At 73.6% G+C, this 23,199-nt stretch carries 17 protein-coding genes, 2 pseudogenes and 1 riboswitch; of the genes and pseudogenes, 10 read left to right on the forward strand and 9 right to left on the reverse strand.

Translation table 11 applies throughout. The features are described from left to right. Positions 1-141: 141 nt before the first annotated feature. Positions 142-295, reverse strand: a riboswitch (cobalamin riboswitch). Between the two features lie 197 nt (positions 296-492). The 3 genes from AB0D94_RS11500 to aceA all read right to left on the reverse strand — a co-directional run bounded on the left by AB0D94_RS11500 (position 493) and on the right by aceA (position 4,349). Beyond that, complete coding sequence (locus AB0D94_RS11500; RefSeq protein ID WP_362049308.1) at positions 493-1,377, reverse strand: 3-hydroxybutyryl-CoA dehydrogenase; 885 nt, start codon at positions 1,375-1,377, stop codon at positions 493-495. Then, positions 1,374-2,972, reverse strand: coding sequence for a malate synthase A (gene aceB / locus AB0D94_RS11505; RefSeq protein WP_362049311.1), 1,599 nt, complete (start codon positions 2,970-2,972; stop codon positions 1,374-1,376). The genes AB0D94_RS11500 and aceB overlap by 4 nt, the downstream gene beginning before the upstream one ends. 90 nt (positions 2,973-3,062) lie before the next feature. After that, positions 3,063-4,349, reverse strand: coding sequence for an isocitrate lyase (gene aceA / locus AB0D94_RS11510; protein ID WP_362049314.1), 1,287 nt, complete (start codon positions 4,347-4,349; stop codon positions 3,063-3,065). 378 nt (positions 4,350-4,727) lie between these two features. Here aceA and AB0D94_RS11515 point away from each other — a divergent pair, with 378 nt between their 5' ends. After that, positions 4,728-6,143: a short-chain fatty acyl-CoA regulator family protein gene (locus AB0D94_RS11515; protein ID WP_362049317.1), complete on the forward strand. Its 1,416-nt coding sequence runs from the start codon at positions 4,728-4,730 to the stop codon at positions 6,141-6,143. Positions 6,144-6,189: 46 nt separating this feature from the next. Here the strand turns inward: AB0D94_RS11515 and AB0D94_RS11520 are convergent. After that, positions 6,190-6,384, reverse strand: a pseudogene (locus AB0D94_RS11520) (hypothetical protein); the annotation flags it as partial. Between the two features lie 123 nt (positions 6,385-6,507). On the opposite strand from AB0D94_RS11520, the gene AB0D94_RS11525 reads away from it, so the two are divergent. The 4 genes and pseudogenes from AB0D94_RS11525 (at position 6,508) to fabV (ending at position 9,489) form a co-directional block, all read left to right on the forward strand. Beyond that, positions 6,508-7,242, forward strand: coding sequence for a carbonic anhydrase (locus tag AB0D94_RS11525; protein ID WP_362049320.1), 735 nt, complete (start codon positions 6,508-6,510; stop codon positions 7,240-7,242). Between the two features lie 55 nt (positions 7,243-7,297). Continuing rightward, a pseudogene (locus AB0D94_RS11530) lies at positions 7,298-7,594 on the forward strand (hypothetical protein); the annotation flags it as partial. Between the two features lie 10 nt (positions 7,595-7,604). After that, positions 7,605-7,970 (forward strand): hypothetical protein, encoded by a 366-nt coding sequence (locus AB0D94_RS11535; protein ID WP_362049323.1) that lies wholly within the window; start codon positions 7,605-7,607, stop codon positions 7,968-7,970. 310 nt (positions 7,971-8,280) lie between these two features. Then, a complete protein-coding gene (gene fabV / locus AB0D94_RS11540; RefSeq protein WP_362049325.1) occupies positions 8,281-9,489 on the forward strand; it encodes an enoyl-[acyl-carrier-protein] reductase FabV in 1,209 nt (402 codons plus the stop codon). A gap of 71 nt (positions 9,490-9,560) precedes the next feature. On the opposite strand, the gene AB0D94_RS11545 is transcribed toward fabV, so the two are convergent. Together AB0D94_RS11545 and AB0D94_RS11550 are read right to left on the reverse strand one after the other, a co-directional pair. After that, on the reverse strand, positions 9,561-9,890 hold the full coding sequence (locus AB0D94_RS11545) for a hypothetical protein (protein WP_362049328.1): 330 nt from the start codon (positions 9,888-9,890) through the stop codon (positions 9,561-9,563). Between the two features lie 646 nt (positions 9,891-10,536). Next, positions 10,537-11,097 (reverse strand): ATP-binding protein, encoded by a 561-nt coding sequence (locus AB0D94_RS11550; protein ID WP_362049331.1) that lies wholly within the window; start codon positions 11,095-11,097, stop codon positions 10,537-10,539. A gap of 244 nt (positions 11,098-11,341) precedes the next feature. Here AB0D94_RS11550 and AB0D94_RS11555 point away from each other — a divergent pair, with 244 nt between their 5' ends. Next, the gene (locus AB0D94_RS11555) at positions 11,342-12,301 is read left to right on the forward strand and encodes an alpha/beta hydrolase (protein ID WP_362049334.1); all 960 of its coding nucleotides are present in this window, start codon (positions 11,342-11,344) and stop codon (positions 12,299-12,301) included. 286 nt (positions 12,302-12,587) lie between these two features. Continuing rightward, positions 12,588-13,346 carry a phosphatase PAP2 family protein gene (locus AB0D94_RS11560; protein WP_362049337.1) on the forward strand — a complete coding sequence of 253 codons (759 nt, stop codon included), beginning with the start codon at positions 12,588-12,590 and terminating at the stop codon, positions 13,344-13,346. Between the two features lie 443 nt (positions 13,347-13,789). Here the strand turns inward: AB0D94_RS11560 and AB0D94_RS11565 are convergent, their stop codons facing one another. From AB0D94_RS11565 to AB0D94_RS11575, 3 genes are all read right to left on the reverse strand, one after another. Continuing rightward, positions 13,790-14,797 carry a LacI family DNA-binding transcriptional regulator gene (locus AB0D94_RS11565; RefSeq protein ID WP_362049340.1) on the reverse strand — a complete coding sequence of 336 codons (1,008 nt, stop codon included), beginning with the start codon at positions 14,795-14,797 and terminating at the stop codon, positions 13,790-13,792. A gap of 175 nt (positions 14,798-14,972) precedes the next feature. Then, on the reverse strand, positions 14,973-16,625 hold the full coding sequence (locus AB0D94_RS11570) for a carboxylesterase family protein (protein WP_362049343.1): 1,653 nt from the start codon (positions 16,623-16,625) through the stop codon (positions 14,973-14,975). A gap of 128 nt (positions 16,626-16,753) precedes the next feature. Then, positions 16,754-17,485, reverse strand: coding sequence for a phosphatase PAP2 family protein (locus AB0D94_RS11575; RefSeq protein WP_362049346.1), 732 nt, complete (start codon positions 17,483-17,485; stop codon positions 16,754-16,756). Between the two features lie 773 nt (positions 17,486-18,258). Between AB0D94_RS11575 and AB0D94_RS11580 the strand changes: the two genes are divergently transcribed. The 3 genes from AB0D94_RS11580 to AB0D94_RS11590 all read left to right on the forward strand — a co-directional run bounded on the left by AB0D94_RS11580 (position 18,259) and on the right by AB0D94_RS11590 (position 22,298). Then, the gene (locus AB0D94_RS11580; RefSeq protein ID WP_362049349.1) at positions 18,259-19,515 is read left to right on the forward strand and encodes an MFS transporter; all 1,257 of its coding nucleotides are present in this window, start codon (positions 18,259-18,261) and stop codon (positions 19,513-19,515) included. Between the two features lie 135 nt (positions 19,516-19,650). Next, on the forward strand, positions 19,651-20,556 hold the full coding sequence (surE, locus tag AB0D94_RS11585) for a 5'/3'-nucleotidase SurE (RefSeq protein WP_362049352.1): 906 nt from the start codon (positions 19,651-19,653) through the stop codon (positions 20,554-20,556). Positions 20,557-20,636: 80 nt separating this feature from the next. After that, the gene (locus tag AB0D94_RS11590; RefSeq protein WP_362049355.1) at positions 20,637-22,298 is read left to right on the forward strand and encodes a carboxylesterase family protein; all 1,662 of its coding nucleotides are present in this window, start codon (positions 20,637-20,639) and stop codon (positions 22,296-22,298) included. Positions 22,299-23,199 lie beyond the last annotated feature (901 nt).

Here is a 23,199-nt window from a genome sequence, read left to right on the forward strand (position 1 = left end):
TGCGAAGGGGTGCCGGAACGGGCCGACCTCCGGGGTCGCGCGGTAAGGACTGCGCGACGGAGATCCGCCCGAGGTGCACGCCGACCCGCCCACGAGGTCACCGGGAAACCGCGCGCGTTCGTTCGCGCGCGGGCAACGGGCAGGTCTTCGGACTCGCGGGCGCGCCTGCCGGTCTCCCGGCGGGCTCCTACTGGCCGTCGCTTCCCAGGACCGGTTCCGGTCCCAGTGCGTATGACGGCGGTCGTTCCCGCTCACCGCTGCGGGGCAGTCCCGGATTCCCACCGGGTTCCCTCTTGCGACGCTTCCCGCCTGGCGGACGGGGGCGAACCAGCTGCGTGGGCCACACTAGGTCGGCCCGCCGGGGAATGAACACCGCGGTCCACATATCGGACGGTGAAATGAGACGCGGCGTGGGTGCGGCGACACCACTCGCCGCACCCACGCCGTGCCGCGTCTCCGGCGCACCCTCCGCCCGGAGACGTGCCGGGCCCCTCAGCCCCGGCCGTACGTGTGGAACCCGCGGCCGCTCTTGCGGCCCAGCAGCCCTGCCTGCACCATCCGCTGGAGCAGCGGGGGCGGGGCGTACAGAGGTTCCTTGAACTCCTCGTACAGCGATTCGGCGATCGCCGCGACGGTGTCCAGGCCGATCAGGTCGGCGAGTTTGAGCGGACCCATCGGGTGGGCGCAGCCCAGTTCCATCCCGGCGTCGACGTCGGCCGGGCCGGCGAATCCCGATTCGGCCATGCGGATGGCCGAGAGGAGGTAGGGCACCAGCAGCGCGTTGACGACGAAGCCGGCCCGGTCCTGGGAGCGGACCGTGGTCTTGCCCAGGGCGTCACGGGCGAAGGCTTCGACGGCGGCGAGCGTGTCCGCGGAGGTGTGCAGGGAGGAGACGACCTCCACCAGCGGCAGGACGGGGACCGGGTTGAAGAAGTGCAGGCCCACCACCCGGTCGGCGCGGCCGGTGGCCATGGCGAGCCGCATGACCGGGATGGCGGAGGTGTTGGTGGCGAGGATCGCCTCCGGATCCTCCACGGTCTTGTCGAGGCGGGTGAAGACCTCGGTCTTCGCCTCGGGGTCCTCGGTGACGGCCTCGATGACCAGCTGCCGGTCGGCGAGGTCCTCCAGGTCGCCGGTGAAGACGAGCCGCGTCAGCGCGTCCTCGGCGGAGAGCCGGTCGAGCTTGCCCCGCTGGACGGCGCGTTCCAGGGAGACCGCGACCCGCTCCCGGGCGGCCCGGGCGGCGGTGGCGTCCGCCTCGGCGACGACCGTGTCGAGTCCGGCGCGGGCGCAGACCTCTGCGATGCCCGCGCCCATCTGGCCGCCGCCGACGACCCCGACGCGCTGGATGCGGGCCGGCCGCGCGGGGGCGCTCACGCGTTCACCCGCACGGCGGCGCGGCGGACGAGGTGGCGCGTGTAGGCCTCGGGGGTGAAGAAGGCGGGCAGTTGGGCGGCCAGCGCGGTGTCCGTGAAGACCTCCCGGGCCTCGGTGACCAGGGCGCCCGGGTCCCCGGCCGCCAGGGCGGCGCATTCGGCGTCGAGGAGTGCGGTGACGGTGGGCCGGTCCACGTGGCCGTGGCGCAGCCACTGCCAGATCTGCACGCGGGCGATCTCGGCGGTGGCGGCGTCCTCCATCAGGCCGTACAGGGCCACGGCGCCGCTGCCGCGCAGCCAGGCGTCGAAGTAGCGCAGGGCCACGGCGATGTCGGAGCGGACGCCGTCCTGCGACGGGGGCGCGCCGATCCGGCGTACGGACAGCAGCTCGGCGGCGGTGACCTCGACGTCCTCGCGGGCCCGGTCGCGCTGGTCGGGCCGCTCTCCCAGCACCTGGTCGAAGACCGCGCGGCAGACGGGGACCAGGCCGGGGTGGGCGACCCAGGAGCCGTCGAAGCCGTCCTCGGCCTCCCGCTCCTTGTCGAGGCGGACCTCGGCGAGGGCCGCGGCGTCGGCTTCCGCGTCCCGGCCGGGGACGTGCGCGGCCATGCCGCCGATGGCGTGGGCGCCGCGCTTGTGGCAGGTGCGCACGAGGAGTTCGGTGTACGCCCGCATGAACGGGGCGGTCATGGTGACCTCGGCCCGGTCGGGCAGCTGGAAGTCCCTGCGGTGGCCGAAGGTCTTGATGAGGCTGAAGAGGTAGTCCCAGCGGCCCGCGTTGAGTCCCGCACTGTGCTCGCGCAGTTCGTGGAGGATCTCCTCCATCTCGAAGGCGGCCGTGATCGTCTCGATGAGGACGGTGGCCCGGACGGTGCCGCGGGGGATGCCGAGGAGTTCCTGCGCGAGCAGGAAGACGTCGTTCCACAGGCGTGCTTCGTACCGGTTCTCCAGCTTGGGGAGGTAGAAGTACGGGCCGTACCCGGCGTCGATCTGCCGCTGCGCGCAGTGGAAGAAGTACAGGCCGAAGTCGACGAGGGACGCGGACACGGGCCGCCCCTCGATCTCCAGGTGCTCCTCGGTGAGGTGCCAGCCGCGCGGGCGGACCATGATGGTCGCGATCCGCTCGCCGAGGCGGTACTCCTTGCCCCCGGGGGTGGTGAAGTCGATGCGGCGCTCGATGGCGTCGAGCAGGTTGAGCTGGCCGCCGATGACGTTGTCCCAGGTCGGGGCGGTGGCGTCCTCGAAGTCGGCCATCCAGACCTGGGCTCCGGAGTTCAGGGCGTTGACGGCCATCCGCCGCTCCGGCGGGCCGGTGATCTCCACCCTGCGGTCGGTGAGGCCGGGCGCGGGTGGGGCGACCCGCCAGTGCGGGTCCTCGCGCAGGGCGCGGGTGGCGAGCGGGAAGTCGAGCGGGGTGCCGCCCGCGAGGTGGCCCGAGCGGCGGCGGCGCTCCTTGAGGACCTCCAGGCGGCGGCCGGCGAACGCGGCGTCGAGACGGCCTATGAACTCCAGGGCCGCGGGGGTCAGGATCTCCTCGTGGCGCTCACCCGGTGCACCGAGAACCCGGACGCTGCTGGTCAGGGGCGAGAGGGACATGCGGTTCTCCTCAGCGGGGGCGGTGGGTGCCCGAGGGGGATGTCCCCCGGGCACCCGTCGGGAAGGGGCCGGCCGGGCCGGCGGGCGGGCTCAGTGGAACTGCTCTTCCTCTGTGGAGCCGGCGAGCGCGGTGGTGGAGGAGGCCGGGTTGACGGCGGTGGAGACCAGGTCGAAGTAGCCGGTGCCGACCTCGCGCTGGTGCTTTACGGCCGTGAAGCCCTGGGCCTGGGCGGCGAACTCCCGCTCCTGGAGGTCCACGTACGCGGTCATGCCGTGCTCGGCGTAGCCGCGGGCCAGGTCGAACATGCCGTGGTTGAGGGAGTGGAAGCCGGCCAGGGTGATGAACTGGAAGCGGTAGCCCAGCGCGCCCAGCTCCCGCTGGAACTTGGCGATCTGGTCGTCGTCCAGCGCCGCCTTCCAGTTGAAGGAGGGCGAGCAGTTGTAGGCGAGCATCTGGTCCGGGTACCGGGCGTGGATCGCCTCGGCGAACTCGCGGGCCTGCGCGAGGTCCGGGGTGCCGGTCTCGACCCAGATCAGGTCGGCGTACGGGGCGTAGGCGAGGCCGCGGGCGATGACCGGGGCCATGCCGTTCTGCACGCGGTAGAAGCCCTCCGCGGTGCGCTCGCCCGTCACGAACTGCGCGTCGCGCTCGTCCACGTCGCTGGTGATGAGGTTCGCGGCGAGGGCGTCGGTGCGGGCGATGATCAGGGTCGGGGTGTCGGTGATGTCGGCCGCCAGGCGGGCCGCGTTGAGGGTGCGGATGTGCTGCGAGGTGGGGACGAGGACCTTGCCGCCGAGGTGGCCGCACTTCTTCTCGGAGGCCAGCTGGTCCTCGTAGTGGATGCCCGCCGCACCGGCCGCGATCATGGCCTTGGTCAGTTCGAAGGCGTTCAGCGGGCCGCCGAAGCCGGCCTCGGCGTCGGCGACGATCGGGGCCAGCCAGTCCGTCGTGTCCGAACCGCCCTCGGCGGTGGCGATCTGGTCGGCGCGCAGCAGGGCGTTGTTGATCCGGCGGACCACCTGCGGCACCGAGTTGACCGGGTAGAGGCTCTGGTCGGGGTAGGTGTGCCCGGCCTGGTTGGCGTCGGCCGCCACCTGCCAGCCGGACAGGTAGATCGCCTGGAGTCCGGCCCGCACCTGCTGGACCGCCTGACCGCCGGTCAGCGCGCCGAGTGCGTGGATGTAGTCCTGCTCGTGCAGCTGCCGCCACAGCCGCTCGGCGCCGCGCCGGGCGAGGGTGTGCTCCTCGCGGACGCTGCCCGAGAGCCGGACCACGTCCTGGGCGCTGTAGGTGCGCTCGATGCCCGCCCACCGGGGGTCTTCGGCCCATCGCCGCTCCAGCTGCTCCGCCGCCGCCGTCGTGTTCGCCTCTGCCATGACCGTCACCGTTTCCATCTGTCGCTTGTCTTGCCAATGAACCGGGCAGGCGCCCTGCCGATTGGCACTCTGTGCCTGTTCCTGGGGTACGACCGCCGGACCCGCCTGCGGGCCGAAGCTGAGCAATGCTGCCGAGCCGCCGGGTGGAACTGCTGGATCACCGTCATCAGGGCGTGAATCAGGCCCGGAAGTCCACCTCGGCTGCCGGGTCCGGCGGGCCGCAGGACCGACTCTGACACTGGCACCGAGTGCCATCAAGGAGGTACATCTGCCAAGCTTTGCGAATCTTCCGGGGCCGTTTTGCCAAGGTTGCGAAGCCCTGCCCGGGCGCCTGCCCGCGTACTCTGACGTGGCACGGCGACGGGAGAGGGGACTGCGGTGAGCAAGACGTACGCGGGCGCGCGGCTGCGGCGGCTGCGCGAGGAGCGGCGGATGACCCAGGCCGATCTGGCCCGGGTGCTCGCCATCTCCCCGAGCTACCTCAACCAGATGGAGCACGACTCGCGCCCCCTCACCGTGCCGGTGCTCCTGCGCCTCACCGAGGCCTTCGGGGTCGATCCCGGCTTCTTCTCTGAGCGCGACACCAGCCGGATGGTCGCCGACCTGCGCGAGGCACTCGCCAAGGAGGTCGCCGAAGCCCGCGTCTCCTCCTCCGACCTGGCCGAACTGGCCACCCGGATGCCCGCGGTGGCCGCGGTCCTGCTGGACCTGGGCCGGCGCGGCCAGCTCCTGGCCGAGCGACTCGCCGACGCCGCCGACGGCCGGGACGGGATGGCCGAGGCCCCGCGCTCACCCCACGAGGAGATCCGCGAGTTCTTCTACCGGCGGCAGAACTACCTCCACGAGACCGATCTCGCCGCCGAGGGCCTGGCCCGCGAGATCGGCATCCGCCCGGGGGACGTCGTCCACGCGCTGACCCGCCGGCTCGCCGACCGCCACGGGATCAGGATCGCCGCGGACTGCGACCGGCTGCACCACTACGACGCCGGTGCGCGCGTCCTGCACCTGTCGAGCCGGCTCCGGCCGGGCCAGCAGGCCTTCCGGATGGCCACCCAGCTGGGCCTGATCGAGTACGGGGACGCCCTGGACCGGCTGGCCGCCGAGGACTTCCCCGCCGGCTCACCCGTCCACGCCCTCGCGCGGATCGGCATCGCCAACTACTTCGCCGCGGCCCTGATCCTCCCGTACGCGGCCTTCCACACCGCCGCGGAGGAGTTCCGCTACGACATCGAGAGGCTCACCGACCACTTCGGTCTCGGCTACGAGACCGTCTGCCACCGCCTCAGCACCCTGCAACGCCCCAGGCTGCGCGGGGTGCCCTTCTCCTTCGTCCGGGTGGACCGGGCGGGGAACATGTCCAAGCGGCAGTCGGCGACAGGGTTCCACTTCTCCCGCGCGGGCGGCACCTGCCCGCTGTGGAACGTGTACGAGGCCTTCGCGGCGCCGGGCCGCATCCACGTGCAGGTGGCCGCCATGCCGGACGGGCAGCGCTACTTGTGGACCGCGCGGGCCGTCACCCGCCACCGCGGGGGCTGGGGCGAGCCCGGGAAGACCTTCGCCATCGGGCTCGGCTGCGAGATCCGCCACGCGTCGCGGCTCGTGTACGCCGACGGGCTCGACCTCGACAACGCCGCGGCTGCCACCCCCATCGGGATGGGCTGCCGGCTCTGCGAGCGCCTCGACTGCCCGCAGCGGGCCGTGCCGCCGCTGGGCCGGGCGCTGACCGTTGACGAGAACAGCAGCACCTTCGTCCCGTACCCGGTCACGGAATTCCCGGCCCCGGTCCGCGACTGACGGCGGCGCGGGTGCCCGTACGAGGGTCCCCCGCGCCCGCAGGGCATCAAGCGCCCCAGCGCAGGGCGATGGTGTCGCCCACCTTGATGACCTTGTCGCGGGCGGCTCCGGCGAAGACGGAGCCGTCGACGCCGACCTTCCAGGTGTTGGCGCCGCTGTTGGCCTTGCCGTTGACGGCGGTGACGGTGCCGGTGCCCGAGGCGGGGGTCACGCCGGTGACGCAGCCGGCCGGGGTGGCCGCCCGGTCCGCTTCGCCCCGGACCGCGCGCCGGCGGCGGGCACCGCGGGCGACGGCCCCTCGTAGCCGCCCTGGGCGGGTGCCAGACATCGCGTCAGGGCAGAGGTGCGCCTAATTTGTCCAGGTATGACGGGAAATTCTGAGGCTTACGGACTTCCGGGGCGGCGACGGCTCGTCCGGGCCGCGCTGACGGGGGTGGTCGCCGTATGTGCCGGGTCGGTCTCCAGCCGCCCGGTCCTCCCGGCCGCCACCTCCTCCGGGCCGAACAGCGCCCGCCCCGGCACGCCGGAATCTGCGTGGCGGGAGCTGAGCACGGGGAACCGCCGCTGGCGGACGCTGCACGAGCGACATCCCGACGAGACGCAGGCCGTACGGCGGACCGTGGTCTCCGGGCAGCACCCCTTCGCCGTGATCCTGGGCTGCGTGGATTCCCGGGTTCCGCCCGAGCTGGTCTTCGACCAAGGGCTGGGCGACCTGCTGACGGTCCGTTCGGCGGGCTCGGTCCTGGACGAGGCGGTGCTGGCCAGCGTCACGTACGGGGTCCTGGAGCTGGGCATCCCGCTGGTCGTGGTGCTGGGCCACCAGTCGTGCGGGGCGGTGACGGCCGCCGTCCAGGCAGACGCGGCGGGCGGGAAGCTGCCCGGCCACATGCAGTACTTGGCCGAGCAGATCGGCCCCGCGATCGACCACCGGCTGGCGGGTGCGGCCCGTGTGGACGCGGCCATCACCGCGAACGTGCTCCTCGTCCGGGCGCGGCTGGCCGCGGAGCCCGAACTCGCCTCCAGGATCGCGGCCGGCACGCTCACAGCGGTCGGCACCCGGTACCAGCTGACCGACCAGCGGGTACGCCGGCTCCACTGACCGGGCCGCGGGACCCCCGCAGGCCTCTCCGGGACGGCACGGCTTCAGCCCCAAGGGCGGCCAGCTCGCCTGCCATCCGAGGGCCGCCCTCACCTTCTGCCGGGCGGAGCACGGCCGCCAGGTCAGGATCCGCGGGACCGTGCCGCCCGGCTCCGCCGAGGACAACGCCGCCGATTTCCTCACCCGGTCCCCCACCACCCGCGCCGAGTCGCTCCTCGCCCGCCAGAGCCGCCGGCGCCGACGCCAGCCGCGACATCGAGTCCAGCTGCACCAAAGGTCTGGCACATGCGGTTCTGTTCACGGCATTCTTACGAATATGCGGTCTGAAAGCGGCGCTGTGGCTCGAATATAAGGAGTGGCCGATGACAGTCGTCATCCTGGAGCACGCACCGGGAGAGGGGCCCCACGCCGTCGGGGGCGCCCTGGCAGCGGCCCGGCTGGACACGCGGGTGTACCGGGCGTGGGCGGGCGACCTGCCCGAGGACCTCGCCGGTGTCGACGCGGTGGTGGTCGTGGGCGGCCCCCCCCGGCGGGCCACCGCGACGAAGGCGCCGAGCTGGCCCTGCTGCGCGACGCCCTGGTCGCGGAGGTGCCCGTACTCGGGGTCCGTCTCGGCGCGCGACTGCTCGCCGGGGCGGCCGGCGACACCGCCGGACTCGCGGCCGCCGCCCCGGCCCGCACCCTTGCCCCAGCCCTTGGCCCGCGCCCGTCCCCGTCCCCACCCCTGACTCCGGACGACCGGCACCCCGTACGCGAGTTCCGGATCGGCAGCAGCGCCTGGGGCCTGCAGTTCCCCCTCGAAGCCGATTTCGAGGCCGTGGACGAGGACGCGCGCGCGGCGCTCGCCGCCGTCGAGCCCTGGCGGGACCGGACGCTGGCAGGGCCCCTCCAGAGCTGGTGGAACCCTCCAAGCCCGGCTGGACATCGTTGTGCCGGCCAAGATCACCGCGTTCATCCGCCCGGCCGCAGACTGACGGGACGGGGTGGCCGAGGCAGCCGCCGCGTCCTTGTCCGTGACGACACCTGGGGCATCACACTGTGAGCGAACGCGTCATTGCACCCAAGAGCCGGGGCTTCCTGTTCCTCGACTCCCACCCTGGCGGCTGTCGACAGCTGGTGGACGAGATGTGGCATGCCGTCCCCGCCCCGGCCCCCGCCGGGGGCGAAGGGCCGGTCGCCCTGGTCATTGGCTCGTCCGCCGGGTACGGCCTGGCCGCTACGATCGCGGGCCTGGCCCGTGTCGGTATCCGTGGCATCGGCGTCTGCTTCGAGAAGGCGCCGGCGCGGCGCACCGGCACGGCCGGCTGGTACCGCACCGCCGCCACCGCCCGGCTCGCCCGACAGCACGGCCGGGACATGGTCTTCCTCAACGGGGACGCGTTCAGCGACACGGTGAAGGAGGAGGTCGCCGACCTCCTCCTTGAGCGCTTCGGGGGGCGACTCGACTACCTGATCTACTCAGTGGCCGCGCCTCGCCGCACCGACCCGGACACCGGCAACGTGTACTCCTCGGTCCTCAAGCCGATCGGCTCGCCGTACACCACCAAGACCCTCGTCTTCGATGAGCACGGCGCCCCGGAGGTGAAGGAGGTCACCACCGCGCCGGCCGAGGGCGACGACACCGAGCAGACCGTGGCGGTGATGGGCGGCACGGACTGGGAACGGTGGATCACGTTCCTGGCGGACCGGTCCCTGCTCGCCGACGGCTTCACCACTGCCGCCCTGTCCTACATCGGCTCGCTGCTCACCGCCGCGATCTACCGGCAGGGCACCATCGGCGCCGCGAAGTCCCATCTGGAAACCACCGCACGCGCGTTGGACGAGCGCCTCGGCAAGACCGTGGGCGGCCGGGCCGTGACCTCGGTCAACGCCGCTGCCGTCACCCAGTCCTCCACCGCCATCCCCGGCATCGCCCTCTACGTCGGGCTGCTGCGCGGTGTCCTCGGCGGCGCCATGGTGCCCCCGATCGGTCAACTGGTGGAGCTGTGGGACCAGTTGACCGGCGCCCGCCCCCTCGACCTCGACGACGAGGGCCGGGTCCGCCTCGACACCTGGGAACTCGACCCCGCCGTGCAGAACGCCGTCGCCGAACGCTGGAGCACCGCCACCAGCGACACCATCACCGACCTCGCCGACCTCGCCTGGTTCAGCGACGAAGTCCGTCGCCTCTACGGCTTCTCTGCCCCCGGCGTCGACTACGCCGCCGCCGTCGAAACCGATGTTCCCTGGCCCACTCCCACCATCTGACCCACGCGATGAACGCCGCCGCCGGCACCTCGTGCGGACGGTCCGGCCGTGCGGTCGTTCGCGTTGCCGCGTCACGTGGACCACGGGGACGGAAGGCGGGGGTCGGGGGCGTAGGCGCAGTAGGTGCCCGTGCGGATCGTGCGGTCGAGGTGGTCGCCGAGCGGTGGGGAGGTGTCGCGGAGGCGGGCGACGGCCTTGCGCACGGCCTGGGTGACGGCGGCGCGGGCTCGTTCGGAGGCCGCGCCGGCGTGTCGGTCGCGCCCGCCGAGCCCGACGGCCCGGGCGAGTTCGTTGATCAGGAAATCGCGTTCGAGCTCGGTCTGTTCCTGTCTGCCGACGTCGTGGCCGGCACGAGCCTCGTCGATGTCCTCCTCGATCTCGGCGAGCCGCCGGCGGTACATCCGCTTGGCGCGCTCGTCCGGACGACGACCCCGCAGGGGGCGACCGCCGTAGAGGCGGGGCGGGCAGGGGAGCGTGCGAAAGCCCGGCTTCGCCCGCGGTCTCCGAGGGGCAGTGCCAGGATGGGGAGAGCTGCCCGATTTCCGCTTCCGGGAGGACGAGTTGACCGCGCCAGAAGCCAGGGGTCCCAAGGTCCCGCCGTCGTACCCGCCGAAGACCCCGCCTCCGCAGAAGAAGCCCGCGGAAGCCCCCCGGCCGCAACTGTCCGTGCAGCCGACGACCCACCCGGACTCGAATCCGCACCCGAACCCCCGCCTGACCCGGTCGCGGATGCGGGCCGCAGCACGGGCCGCGGGGCAGGCGGCAGCATGCGGGGTGCCCGCGGGGGCGGGGAGCAGGCGCGTACATCAGGGTCTCCTGAGCCGGCGTGGGGTCCAGCCCCGCGGGTGCGGGGAGTAGGAGCACGAACGGCCCGTTCCGGACCGTGGCCGTCGGTACGGCGCCGGCGACGCCGGGAGAGGCCGCCAGGCCAACGCGCGTTCCGTCTGGGTGAGCGCGTCCGGGACTGCGGGGTACGCAGCGGCCGCCATGCGGACCGTACTCGGGCCGAGTGGCCTGCGACCGCGGCGTACGCCGTCGCGGCCCGGCTCAGGCCGCCGGGACGCGCAGCCGGACGGACTTGCCCGACTCCCCTGCCACCACGGAGAGTTCGCCTCCGTACTCGGCCGCCAGCAGGTGGACGAGCAGCAAGCCGCGGCCGCCTTCGGAGTCCAGGTCGGCCTCGATCTGCGGGGAGGGCAGGCGAGGCAGGCCGGCGCTCTGGTCGGCGACCTCCAGGCGGAGCCATCCCCCGCCCCAGGTCACGCCGACCCGCATCCGCCCGGCGGCCGCGTGCCGCACGACGTTGCCCACCAGTTCGCTGACGGCCAGCAGCAGCACGTCAGCCACCGCGCGGGACACCCGCCATTCGTCGAGGGCCGCCCGCACGCGCGCCCTGACCTGCGGAACGGTCGCCGCGACGGGATCCGTGACCCAGTGGACGAAACTGCCGGCCGGGGAAGGACGCCGGGGCGGCGACGACGGCTGGGGCGGGACGCGGCGCTCGGGCGGGGCGGAGTCCAGGGGTGGGACCGGGCATCCGGGCGGGACCGGGCACCCGGGGTGCTGGGGCTGGGCGAGGGGCGCGGATCTGCCGGTGGGGGTGGGCATGGCGTGCTCCCGGAGGGGGAAGGCGGCGCACCCACTGGAACGGCTCGTGTAACTGGCGGGGAAGTCGGACTGGCCATGGGCTTGTGGTCAGCGGAAACGCGTCGCTAGAGTTCTGATTACACGTGTAACACGTTAAGTCTCCCCAGCGTTCCGCGCAAGCATTTCGGACAAACGTCGCGAAGCCTGCGCCCCACGCCGGGACCCGCCGGCCGCCATGGCCGCCGCACCCATCGGAAGGGCCCCAATGACGCAATCTCCCCCAGCCGAGTTCGACATCGCCGACATGACCTGGCCGCCCCCGCCGTACCAGTCCCCCGTACAGCCGGTGACGGGCACGGACGGCGTACGGCGCTTCGACGGGGTCACGTACGCGACCACGCCCGGCTTCCGCCCGCGGCTGCTCGACGTCCAACTCCCCGCGGGCGAGGGGCCGTTCCCCGCGGTCGTCTGGATCCACGGCGGCGGCTGGCTGGACGGCGACCGCCGCTACCCGCCGCCGACCGTGCCCGCCCCCCTGCTGCACGGGGCGGTCCTCGGCGCCGGACTGGCGCTCGTCTCCATCGACTACCGGCACAGCCTCGAAGCCCCGTTCCCCGCCCAGCTGCACGACGTGAAGGCGGCCATCCGCTACGTCCGCGCCTTCGCGGGGGTACTCGGCATAGACCCCGACCGGATCGGCGTCTGGGGCGAATCGGCGGGCGGCCACCTGGCGGCCCTCGCGGGGCTCGTCGGTCCCGGCAGCGTGGACGGCCCGGCCCTGGAGGGCGCGCACGGCGTCGGCTCCGGCGACACCGGGGTGCTGGCCGTCGTCGACTGGTACGGCGTCTCCGACCTGGAAGCCCTCGCCGATCACCCCATGCCGCCGATGCCGGGCGGAGTCGAGTTCCCCGACCCCTACGAGGCCCTGCTGGGCGGCACCGAGGCCGAGCGCCCGGCCCTCGCCCGCGCCGCGAGCCCGGTGACGTACGCCGAGGGCTCGAATCCGCCGCCGTTCCTCCTGGTCCACGGCACCCGGGACGGGCTGGTCCCGTACAGCCAGAGCGAGGCCCTGGCGCGGGCGCTCGTGAGCGCCGGGGGTGAGGTCACCCTGCGGCCGGTGGAGGGCGCCGACCACATCTTCCTCGGCTCGCCGGACATCGAGCGGATCGTCGCCGAGAGCGTCGCCTTCCTGGCCGGCCACCTCGGCGCGGGGGCCCGGGCCTGACCCCGGACCTTCGGCCCTGAGCCCTCGCGCGCCCCGGACCGGCACCACGTCACGCAGTAGCTCCACCCCGGCGGGGGGGGGGGGCGCCCCCGCCCCCCCCCCCCCCCCCCCCCCCCCCCCCCCCCCCCCCCCCCCCCCCCCCCCCCCCCCGCCCGCCTGTCGCCCCCCCCGGGGGGGGGGGGGCCCGGCCCGCCCCCCCGCCCACCCAGGGCCCCTCGCCACATCCCCTCACCCCACCCCACCACGTCGACGGCCGCGGTCACGCCCGCCGTCGCGAGAGGCAGTCATGTCCCCGCACCCCGTGACCACCCCCTCCGACAGACCCGGCGCCTCCGGGGCGAACCGCGGCCGCGGCGCGCTCGCGCCGGGTCTCCTGTTCCTCGGGGGCGCCGCGCTCCTGACCCTCCTCGTCCGCCCGGACGTCGTGAATCCGCCGTTCCAGGGCATGGACGACCGCTGGCTGCACTGGATGGGCGGTCCGCACGAAGGGCTGTACGCGGCCGTCGCCGCCGCCCTGGACTGGTTCGGCGGCCCGCTCGGCGCCGTCGTCCCGCTCGCCCTGCTGGTCCTGCTGCTCGTCCGGAGGCGCTGGGTCTCCGCCGCCTTCCTGCTCGGCGTCTACCTCGGCGCCAACATGCTCGTCGTCCAGGGGCTCAAGCAGCTGGTGGACCGGCCCCGCCCGGCCGACCCGCTGGTCCGCGTCGACCACGGTTCCTTCCCTTCCGGTCACGTGGCCTCGGCGGCCCTGCTGGTGGTCGTCGTCGGGGCGCTGCTGGTCCCGGCCGCGCGGCGGCGGGCGTGGTGGCTGGGCGGTGCGGTGTTCACGCTGGCCATGATGTGGAGCCGTACCTGGCTGCACGCGCACTGGCTGAGCGATACCGTGGCCGGCGCGGCCGCGGGCACAGGGGCCGGGCTGCTGGCGTGGTGGCTCTGCGGACCTGCACTCGCCCGGGAGCGCGAGCGTGTCCACGACCGCCGGGGGGCGGCCGTGGACTCCCCGGATCCCGTCCCGCCGGCCGACCGGCCCCAGCACGCGAGGCGCTGACCGGCGGCGGACGGCGGCCCGGCGCCGACAAGTGCGCGTGGCTGAGGAGGCCGGCGGGCCACAGGGTCCCGCCGACCTCACAGGTCCGGCCTAACTGTCAGCGGTGCGTGAACGCTTACGCCGCAGCGGTGCTGTCACCCACAGCGTCAGCCCGACAAGGGAAAGGATCAGCGTCCCTCCGACGACCATAGGGACGGCCCCTGCGAGAGCAAACATCAGCAGGAGCTCTGCCCACGTCGGTTCGTCGCCCATCGTGCTCCCACCCTGTGCCATGAACCTCACGACGCCGGCGGGGATCGATCAGTTCCAGAATCTCGCGCGGGAAACACGGGCGATGCCCGGTTCACGCTCCGCCGTCCTCGCCCTGCCGACCGATTCGGCGTGCAACCCCGGTGGGCGTGCACCGGGACATCCAATCGAAACCGCCTGGCCGGACAACACACCTAGGAGGTCTGGCGGTGGATGAGGACGGCCTCGACCGGCGGCAGCGCCGGCGCCGTCCCGGTCTCGATCAACTCGTGCAGGGAGTCCGCGATCCGCGCGGGCGAGGGCAGGTCCAGGCGGATCGTCGTGAGCGCGGGCTGCTGGAGGGCCGAGAGGATCAGGTCGTCGGAGCCGACCATGGCGACCTCGTCCGGTACGGCGATGCCCTCGGCCCGGAAGGCGTGCAGCAGCAGGGCCGCGTACTCGTCGTTGTAGGCGAACACGGCGTCGAGGTCGAGGCTCGGCCAGCGCCGGGCGAGGGCGGTCGCGGATTCCCGCGTGTAGGCCAGCTCGACCGGGGTGACGGTCGCCATGTGCCGGGCCGCGACGGATTCGGCGCCCGCCAGGCGCGGCTGCGCGAGCGTGCCGAGCCCGCGCTCCTGCGGCATGACGACGCCGATCCTGGTACGGCCGCGCGCGATGAGGTGCTCGGCCGCGGTGGCGCCGATGTGGGTGTGGTCGAAGCCGACGGTGTACACGCCCTCGAGGGGCTGCGCCGCGAAGGCCAGCAGCGCGCGCACCCCGGCGCGGCGCAGCAGGTCGGCCGCCTGGGTCGTGAACCGGTCGCCGTCCAGGGCGACGACGGCCGCCGGGCGCAGTTCGGCCCAGGCCCGGGCCGCGTCCACGGGGTCGCCGAAGCGGCCGGCGTGGAGCACGGCCGTGTAGCCGTGCCGGTCGAGCTCGCCGTGCAGGTCGTCGACCCAGTCGCTGACGAGGCGCCCTATCGCGGAGACGGAGGCGGGCATCAGGACCAGGTTGCTGCGGCCGGCCCGCAGGGACCGGGCCGCGGCGTGCGGTACGTAGCCGAGCTGGCGGGCCGCGTCGAGCACGCGGGCACGGGTGCCGGCACTGACGCGGTGGCCCTGGGTGTCGTTGAGGACGAAGGAGACGGTGGCACGCGAGACTCCCGCCAGGCGGGCCACATCGGCACTGGTGGTGGTCGCGGGGACGTGGGTGTCTTTGGCCATGGCGTCCCTCGACGCTCCTTCTGCTCGGTTCGCACCTTCCCTTCCGAGGTTACACGAGTTAGATCACATACGGCCGGCCGGGCCTGCCCCCGCCCGCCTGCGCGGGCCCCGGCCGCCGCCCCGGCGTACCCACGCGGCACCTGGAGGCGTACCCACGGGGTACCTGCGGGCGTACCTACGGGGTATGTGCGCGGGTCCCGGTGGACGCACCCGCAGGCGTACCCGCCGAAACCGGGCCCGGGAGCCCGTCCCCGTACAGGACCCGGGAGGCGCCCGCGAGGTCGCCGACGGCCGTCACGACGGAGTCGAACCGCATCGTGCTGCGCCCCTGCGTGTCGTACCGGTCCCAGCGCGGCAGGCCCGCGTGGTTCGGGTCGCCCGTGCGCACGAAGGCGATCCACGCCCGGTGCATGGCGGTCGCGAGCCCGTCGCGGACGGCGGGAGTCAGTCCCGCCAGGAAGGGGGCGTGCGCCCACTGGTCGAAGTTGGCGAAGACGAAGGGGAGTTCGAGGCAGTGCGCGGCCCCGAGCCGGCCCTCGTACGCGGGCGTGGGCAGGTCGAACTGGTAGGCCCACACCGGATGGCCGGACTCCGCCCGCGCTTCGGCCAGCCGCAGGCCGGGTATGCGGAAGAGCTCGTCCGTGATGAGGTCCATGAGGACGTCGGCCGGGCGGGAGCCCGGCCGGGCCCGCTCGTACTCCGCGTACGCCTCGGGGGCCCGGTCGGCGCCGAACGTGTCCGCGATCCGGGCGGTGACCTGCTCGCGGGTCGCGGCGGCGTACCCCTCGTCGAGGGCGAAGCCGAAATTGGCCTCCTCCCGCGTCCAGCCGATCATCACGTCGACACCCTTCGCCGCGCCCTGCGTCAGGGTCCCGGCCGGATGGCGCTTCACGGTGACCCCGTCGATCACGGGCAGGAACGGCGTCGGCCAGTACCCCCAGCGCGCCGTCCGGGCGAAGAGCCCGAGGCCCGCACCGATCAGCTCCGGCCAGTCCAGCGCGCGGAGTTCCGCCGCCGTCTTGACTCCCGCGAGCTCCAGATAGGCTGCGACGCGCTCGCCGTAGACCTCCGGGGTGGGCAGGTCCAGCCCGAAGGGCGGACTCTGCAGGATCACCCGCTTGATCAGGCCCTGGGTCTCCGGATGGCCGGCGAGTGCAGCGGTGGACACCGCGCCGCCGGACTGGCCCGCGACGGTGACGAGGTCGGGGTCGCCGCCGAAGAGGGCGATGTTCTCCCGTACCCAGTGCAGGGCGCGGAGCTGATCGGTGAGCCAGGGATTGGCGCCCGCTTCGGCCTCGGCGCCGCCCCCCTCACCGATCGCGCCGCCATCGCTGCCGCTGTCGCTGTCGCCGTCGTCGTCATCGAAGGACAGGTAACCCAGCGCTCCGATGCGGTAGTTGACGCTCACGAAGACGAGGTCTCCGTCCTGGGCGAAGGTGGCCCCGGAGTACCCGGGCAAGGACCCGGAGCCGGAGACGAAGCCGCCTCCGTGGATCCAGACGAGCACCGGCCTACGGGCGTCGTCGGCCGCGGGGGTCCAGATGTTGAGGGTCAGGCAGTCCTCGTCGAAGGGGGGCGAACCATGGCCGCCGAGCACCGGATCACCCTCCTCCCGGTACGGCTGCGGCGCGCTCGGGCCGTCGGCGGTGGCGTTCCGGGTCCCCGTCCAGCCGGGGTGCGGCCGCGCGGGCCGCCAGCGCAGGTCACCGACGGGCGGGGCGGCGTAGGGGACGGCCCGGAAGACGGTGACCCCGCCTTCGGTCCCACCGCGGAGGCGCCCTGCGGGAAGGTCCACCACCACGTGGTCCCGCTCTGGGGAGTGAGCCATGAGCCGATCCTTCCTGACCGCGCACCGGATGCGCGACGACACCACCGAGATTATGCTGCTTCTTTTGCGACCGTCAATGATTCTCATCATTCCGGGATGCGTGCGGCATCACCCGCCCGAGAGTCCCGTCACAGCCAGAGATTGCCCGAGGCCATCCGTTCCGCCTCCGTATCCAGCATCGGCGCGAAGACGCGCCACAGCACCAGACAGGTCCCCACGCCGAGCAGCACACCGGCGAACGTGTCGCTGAGCCACTGGGCGTGCAGCCAGGTCCGGCTCCCCATCATGGACAGGACGTACGCACCCGCGACCGGCGACCACCAGCGCCGCGCCCGGGCCGGGAACACCACCACGGCAACGACGAACACCAAGGCCACCGCACTGAACACCTGGCCGGAGGGGTACGAGCCGTCGTTGACCAGGACCCACGGGAACGGCGGGCGAGGCCGGTCGGCCAGCTGCTTGAGGGGCAGCACCACGAGCACGTTGGCGACGACGCAGGCGGAGAAGACGAACAGCCCCGAGCGCCAGCGGCCGTAGACACAGAGGCAGCCGATCAGGGCCAGCGGGAGCACCAGACCGAAGGGGCCACCGAGGCGGTCGAGAAGGATGGCGAAGCCGCCCGTGAAGCCTCCGCCCCCGTCCTGCGCGGCCGATCCGTTGACGGAGGCCGCCCAGCGGTCGTCGAGCCCCTGGAAGAAGGGGCGGTCGTCGATGCGCAGCAAGAGGGCGGTCGCCAGGGACACCAGCAGGAGGGCGATCCCGGAGGCGAGTGCGTAACGAGGAGGGAGAGCCGGCAGGTGATGCCGGGGCGGCGACACCGGCCGGGGCGGGGGCGCGAAGGGGGGCGAGTGCTGCATGGCGGGCCTTTCACGGTCAGCTGCCCGGGCGGGGTGAGCCGCCGGGGCAGTCGCGGGAGCGGCGGGGCGTGGCGGGGGGAGTACGGCCACGCCGGAAGGGTGCGGTGCATGCATGAGGGCGGACTTGGAGGCATGGGCACGCGCATGGGGCGGACTCGACCGCATGGGCAGGCGCATGCATACGTACGCACACAGATGCGCACCCGCTCGCATCCGCACATGGGTGCATGCAGCGCCGACGGCGAGCGCCTCCGAGGGTGACGTCAGGACGAACGTCGCAGCCGTACGCCCGCGAGGCGCGGCCAGAAGGCGCCCCGTCCGGGGGACGGGGAGGGCGGAGGGGAGGGCGGCCGAACCAGGCCACAGGCCCCGGGTCCACGTACGGCCACGAGATCGTCGCGGCGCGGCACGGAGTATTGCGGACGGGCGACCGCCGCCACAAGAGCAAGAGGCTTTTCGGCACAAACGACCTGCCCGGCGGCCTGGACGCACCAGTTACACGTGACGATGCTGCGGATCTCCAGACGGTCACGATCTGCACAACCTCGCCCCGCAAGGCTAGGCGGCGGCCGGAAATCGGTGCTACACAGTGTCCAGCGCCGTAGGTGACACGTGTAACAACATCACGTAAACGCGTTCATCGGCCTGTGGCTCCGGCAACACCTCAGCCCCGCCGCCCGCTGCCCGCCGCCCCACCGCCGCCCGCGCGGCGCCCCTCCCCCACGCTCGACCGCTGCTCGCCACCTCCCCGCACCGTCCCCCGAGGAGTCGTCATGGCCACGAACGAGATCGCCGGCCCGCCCACCACCACCGCAGCCGCGGAACCACCCCGCCAGCGCGGGCTGTTGCCCCTGCTACTGGTCGCCAATTCCGCGATGATGGCGGTCTACATGGGAGTGGGTTCCGTACTCCTGCCCACCCAGATCGCCGCGATCGCCCCCGATGACAAGGTCGCGGTCCTGGGCCTGATCGGCGGCATCAGCGCCATCTTCGCGACCGCCTTCAACCCCATCGCCGGCGCGCTCTCCGACCGCAGCGGACGCCGTAGTCCCTGGGTGCTCGGCGGCGCCCTCGCCTCCCTCGCGGGTCTCGCATTCCTCGGGAACGTGACCACCGCCCTGCTCGTGGGCATCGGCTGGTGCCTGGTCCAGGCGACGATGAACGTCTACCAGGCCGCCGTCACCGCCATCGTGCCCGACCGGGTGCCCGCAGTCCGCCGCGGCACCGCGTCCGCGCTGGTGGGCCTGGGGCTGCCGATCGGCGGCACGGTCGGCGTCCTCGTCGCCTCCCAGACCGCCGGGCACCTGCGCACCGGCTACCTCGTCTTCGGCGCGATCATCGCCGTGGCCGCCCTGCTGCTCACGACCTTCTGCCGGGACATCCCGCGCACCGAGTCCGAGTCCCCCGCGCCGGCCGCGCCGAAGGGCGCCCAGTGGGCCGCCTTCCTCTCCGCCCTGGCCAGCCACGACTTCCGGTGGGCCTTCATCGGCCGGGCCCTGATGGTCCTCGGGTACTTCTCCGTCGTCGGCTACCAGCTGTACATCCTCGGCGACCACATCGCCCTGCCCGCCGGACTGACGCCGCCCGCCGCGATGGCCGTGCTGACCCCGGTGTCGATGGTCGCGATGGCCGTGTCCACCGTGGTCGGCGGTCTGCTGTCCGACCGGTGGAACCGCCGCAAGGTGTTCGTCGGCGTGTCCGCCGCCCTGGCCGGCCTCGTCATGGTGGTGCCGGTCATCAGCCCGACCTGGACCGGCATGCTCGTCTTCAGCGCGCTCAACGGCCTCGCGTTCGGCTGCTTCATGGCCGTCGACACCGCCCTCGTCACCCTGGTCCTGCCGCGCGCCGAGGACGCCGCCCGCGACATGGGCGTCCTCAACATCGCGAACGCGGGGCCGCAGATCATCGCCCCCTTCGTCGCGTCGGCCGTCGTCACCGCCCTGGGCGGTTACACCCCGCTGTTCCTCGTCGGCGGGGCCCTGTCCCTGATCGGCGCCCTCGCGATCCTCCCGATCCGCAGCGTGCGCTGACTCCCCGCGCCCGCCTGCGTGTTCGGGCCGGTCCGTACTCCGGCGGGCGCGCGCCGAGGGTCGCCGCCCGCCTGTCTCCACCCCGCCCCACCCCCACCCTCACTCCCTGCACCTCCCTCTCCGAAGGAGCACTCTGTGAGACGCAAGCGAGTTCTGCCGCTGGCCGCCCTGGTGCTGTGCGCACCGGCCCTGGCGGGTACGGTTCCCGCCACCGCCGCACCGCAGGCCGCGCCCCCCGGCCCGCTGCGGATCCTGCTCACCAACGACGACGGCTACGACGCGCCCGGCATCCGCAAGGCTTACGAGCGCCTGACCGCCGCCGGGCACGACGTCACCATCGTCGCGCCGCTCACGAACCAGAGCGGCAGCGGCACGAAGATGATGAACGCCCCCACCATCACGGTGAAGCACCCCGAGCCGAAGGTGTGGGCCGTGGACGGCACTCCCGGCGACTCCGTGGCCTTCGGACTCGCCGAGGTCTTCGCGGACCGGGCCCCCGACCTGGTGGTCTCCGGTACGAACTTCGGCCCGAACGTCGCCGGGCTCGCCACCCACTCGGGCACGGTCGGCGGCGCCGTCGCCGCAGTGGAGTCCGGGGTGCCGGCCATCGCGCTGAGCACCGGCGGTCTGTCCGCGCCCGACCCCGTCACGACCGTCAACGCGATGGTTCCCACGATGGACTTCGCCGTGAAGCTGATCGACCGGCTGCGCTCCCGGGCGCGGTCCGGGCCGCTGCTGCCCGAGGGCGTGGGCCTGAACGTCAACCATCCCGTCGTCGGCGCGGACGGCAAGGGCACGGCCTCCGGTGTGGCCACCACCTTCCAGGACCCGCAGAACTTCCTGGAACCGGATTTCACCGACTCCGGGGACGGCACCTGGAAGGTGACCGTCAAGGTGGCCCTGGGGCCCGCCGCCAAGGGCGGTGACATCGAAGCCGTGAGCGCCGGCAAGATCGCCGTCAGCCCGATGAACGCGGACTGGAACCCCGGCCCGGCCGACCGCGCCGCGGCCTCCGCCCTGCTCTCCGGGCTCCGCCCGTAACCCACCCTTCGGCCGGGGGCGGGGCGGTGTGTGCGCCGTCCCGCCCCCGGCTCGTTCACCACTCCAGGAGGACGGACGTAATGAAGAGACCCTGGGAACGGCCGGCCCGGCTCGTCCGGCCGGCCCGGCCGGCTTCGGCAAGACCCCTGCTCGGCACGGCCCTCGCGCTGGCGGCCCTGTTCGCTTCGGCGGTTCCGGCGAACGCGCTGGCCGGGGTCGGCGGGTCGGGCGGGTCGCCCCGTCCGGTGGTCACCGTCGCGCAGGGCGGCCTCCGCGGGCAGGTCCGGGACGGGGCGCAGGAGTTCCTCGGCATCCCCTACGCCGCTCCCCCGGTCGGGGAGGCACGGCTGCGCGCGCCACAGGCGCCGATCCGGTGGCCCGGGGTGCGGGAGGCGGTCCAACAGGCTCCCGCGTGCCTGCAGTTCTCGCCGTTCGGGCTGCGGGATCCGGCGGCCGTCAGCGAGGACTGCCTCTACCTGGACGTGTACCGGCCCCGCGACGCCCGTCCCGGAGCCCGGCTTCCGGTGATCGTCTGGATGCACGGGGGCGCGTACAGCCAGGGGACGGGAACGCAGTTCGGCGGGCGGACCATGGCCGATCTCACGCAGAGCGTGGTGGTCAGCATCAACTACCGGCTGGGGCAGCTCGGTTACCTGGGGCTGCCCGAGCTGGCCGCCGAGAACGGGCGCCGCTCCGGCTCGTTCGGGCTGATGGACCAGATCGCGGCGTTGCAGTGGACGCGGCAGAACATCGGTGCGTTCGGCGGGAACCCGGGCAGTGTCACGGTCTCCGGTCAGTCCGCGGGCAGTGGTTCCGTCTGCGCGCTGCTGGCCGCGCCGTCGGCCGCCGGGCTGTTCCACCGGGCCGTACTGCAGAGCGGGCCGTGCACGCTGCTGGGCACGCCCGACGGCACGCGGGCGGAGGCGGAGGCGCGGACCTTCGCCGCGCGGGCGGGGTGCGCCGATCCGGCCGGGGTCGCCGCGTGCCTGCGCGCCAACTCCGGAGCCGCCCTGGTAGAGGCGGCCCGTACGGTGTCCACCTCGGGTCCGGCGTCGGGTGACGGGCTGCTGCCGGTCGAACCGGCGCGGGCCATCGGGAGCGGCGCCTGGAACAAGGTGCCGGTCCTGATCGGGAGCACCCGTTCCGAGGCCCGGCTCTTCGTCGCGCTGACGCAGCCGCACCTGACGGCGGAGCAGTACACGGCGCAGGTCCTCGCGGGGTACGGGGCCGCGGGGCCGGAGGTCCTCGCGCGGTATCCGGTGGCGGACCACGGCTCGCCCTACCTGGCGCTCTCGGCCGTCATGACCGACTCCACGTTCGCCTGTCACACGGCGTGGACGGCGCGTCTGTTCGCCGCCCAAGTGCCGACCTATGCCTACGAGTTCGACGACCCTCAGTCGCCCACCCTCGCGGGAGCGCAGGTCCCGGGGCTGGACCAGTCCAATGCCCACAGCGCGGAGCTGGCGTACCTGCACGACTTCACCATGGGCGACCGTCCGCTGACTCCCGTTCAGGTCCGGCTGGCGACCTCGATGAAGCGCTACTGGGGCGCGTTCGCACGTTTCGGCAACCCGGTCGTACCGGGCCAGCCGGCGTGGCCGGCGGCCGGGGCGGGGGCGGGCGCGGGTGTGGGCGCCGCGAGCGTCCTGACCCTGGACCCGGCGGGTACGCGGACGAGCACCTCGTTCGAGGCGGAGCACCAGTGCGCGTTCTGGCGGACCCAGCCGCCCCGCCCGGTCTGACCGGCGGCGCAGCCAGGGCTCAGGGAGCGGCCGCGGGAACGGGTCCTGCGGCGGCTCCCCCTGCACCGCGGCCGGTGGCCCGTGGCCCGTGGCCCGTCAGCGATCGACACTCCGGTGCGGGCGAGGGACGATGGAAGCGACGGGCGCGGTCTCGGCGCGCCCGGGCGCCAGGCGCCGCCTTCCGACACAGGCCGGTGGCCCCGGGCCTCACGCGGGCCCGGCTGCCTCTCCCTCGACTCCCTTTCGGGAGGAAGATCATGTACCGACCCACACGGCACACCGTGCTCACCCCGCTCCTCGCGGGAGCGTTCGTCGTCGGCCCGGCCTCCTTCGCGTGGGCCCAGTCGGCCCCGGCCGCCGCCCCCACCGCCACCTGCTCCATCTCCGGCGTCTTCCCGGCGACCGGGAAGGTGCACCTCTCCGGCGGCGGGTTCACGCCGGGACCGGCCTTCCTTTCGTCGCCGACCGCCGCGGGAGGCTCGTTCGAGGTCGCCCAGAACGGCGGGTTCCAGTTCCTGAACGTCGAGAACGCCCAGTACACCGTGACCCAGGACGGTCAGCACACCCGGTGCAGCGGCTTCATGGGAGGCGGAGACGAGCCCGGAGGCAGAGGCGGAGATGCGGTCCCCAACACAGGCGGAGACGAACCCGGAGGCCGCGGCGGAGACGGCGGAGACGCAGTCCCCAACACAGGCGGAGACGGAGGCAGCGGCGGGGACGGAGGCGGAGACGGAATCCTCGGCGGAAACGGAGGCCGCGGCGGAGACGGAGGCAGCGGTGGAGGCGGAGGCCTAGTGGGAGGCAGCGGCGGAGACGGAGGCAGCGGTGGAGGCGGAGGCCTAGTGGGAGGCAGCGGCGGAGACGGAGGCAGCGGTGGAGGCGGAGGCCTAGTGGGAGGCAG

Source organism: Streptomyces sp. NPDC048255 (genome assembly GCF_040652415.1).
In the GTDB taxonomy this organism is placed as follows: Bacteria; Actinomycetota; Actinomycetes; order Streptomycetales; family Streptomycetaceae; genus Streptomyces.

Excerpts from the sequence above, each read along its gene's own strand:
- AB0D94_RS11545 (WP_362049328.1), bottom strand. The coding sequence starts at position 9,890 with ATGTACCGCCGGCGGCTCGCCGAGATCGAGGAGGACATCGACGAGGCT.
- AB0D94_RS11525 (WP_362049320.1), top strand. The coding sequence starts at position 6,508 with ATGACGGGAAATTCTGAGGCTTACGGACTTCCGGGGCGGCGACGGCTC.
- AB0D94_RS11535 (WP_362049323.1), top strand. The coding sequence starts at position 7,605 with ATGACAGTCGTCATCCTGGAGCACGCACCGGGAGAGGGGCCCCACGCC.
- aceB (WP_362049311.1), bottom strand. The coding sequence starts at position 2,972 with ATGTCCCTCTCGCCCCTGACCAGCAGCGTCCGGGTTCTCGGTGCACCG.
- AB0D94_RS11570 (WP_362049343.1), bottom strand. The coding sequence starts at position 16,625 with ATGGCTCACTCCCCAGAGCGGGACCACGTGGTGGTGGACCTTCCCGCA.
- AB0D94_RS11565 (WP_362049340.1), bottom strand. The coding sequence starts at position 14,797 with ATGGCCAAAGACACCCACGTCCCCGCGACCACCACCAGTGCCGATGTG.
- AB0D94_RS11555 (WP_362049334.1), top strand. The coding sequence starts at position 11,342 with ATGACGCAATCTCCCCCAGCCGAGTTCGACATCGCCGACATGACCTGG.
- AB0D94_RS11580 (WP_362049349.1), top strand. The coding sequence starts at position 18,259 with ATGGCCACGAACGAGATCGCCGGCCCGCCCACCACCACCGCAGCCGCG.
- AB0D94_RS11575 (WP_362049346.1), bottom strand. The coding sequence starts at position 17,485 with ATGCAGCACTCGCCCCCCTTCGCGCCCCCGCCCCGGCCGGTGTCGCCG.
- AB0D94_RS11560 (WP_362049337.1), top strand. The coding sequence starts at position 12,588 with ATGTCCCCGCACCCCGTGACCACCCCCTCCGACAGACCCGGCGCCTCC.
- aceA (WP_362049314.1), bottom strand. The coding sequence starts at position 4,349 with ATGGCAGAGGCGAACACGACGGCGGCGGCGGAGCAGCTGGAGCGGCGA.
- AB0D94_RS11550 (WP_362049331.1), bottom strand. The coding sequence starts at position 11,097 with ATGCCCACCCCCACCGGCAGATCCGCGCCCCTCGCCCAGCCCCAGCAC.
- AB0D94_RS11590 (WP_362049355.1), top strand. The coding sequence starts at position 20,637 with ATGAAGAGACCCTGGGAACGGCCGGCCCGGCTCGTCCGGCCGGCCCGG.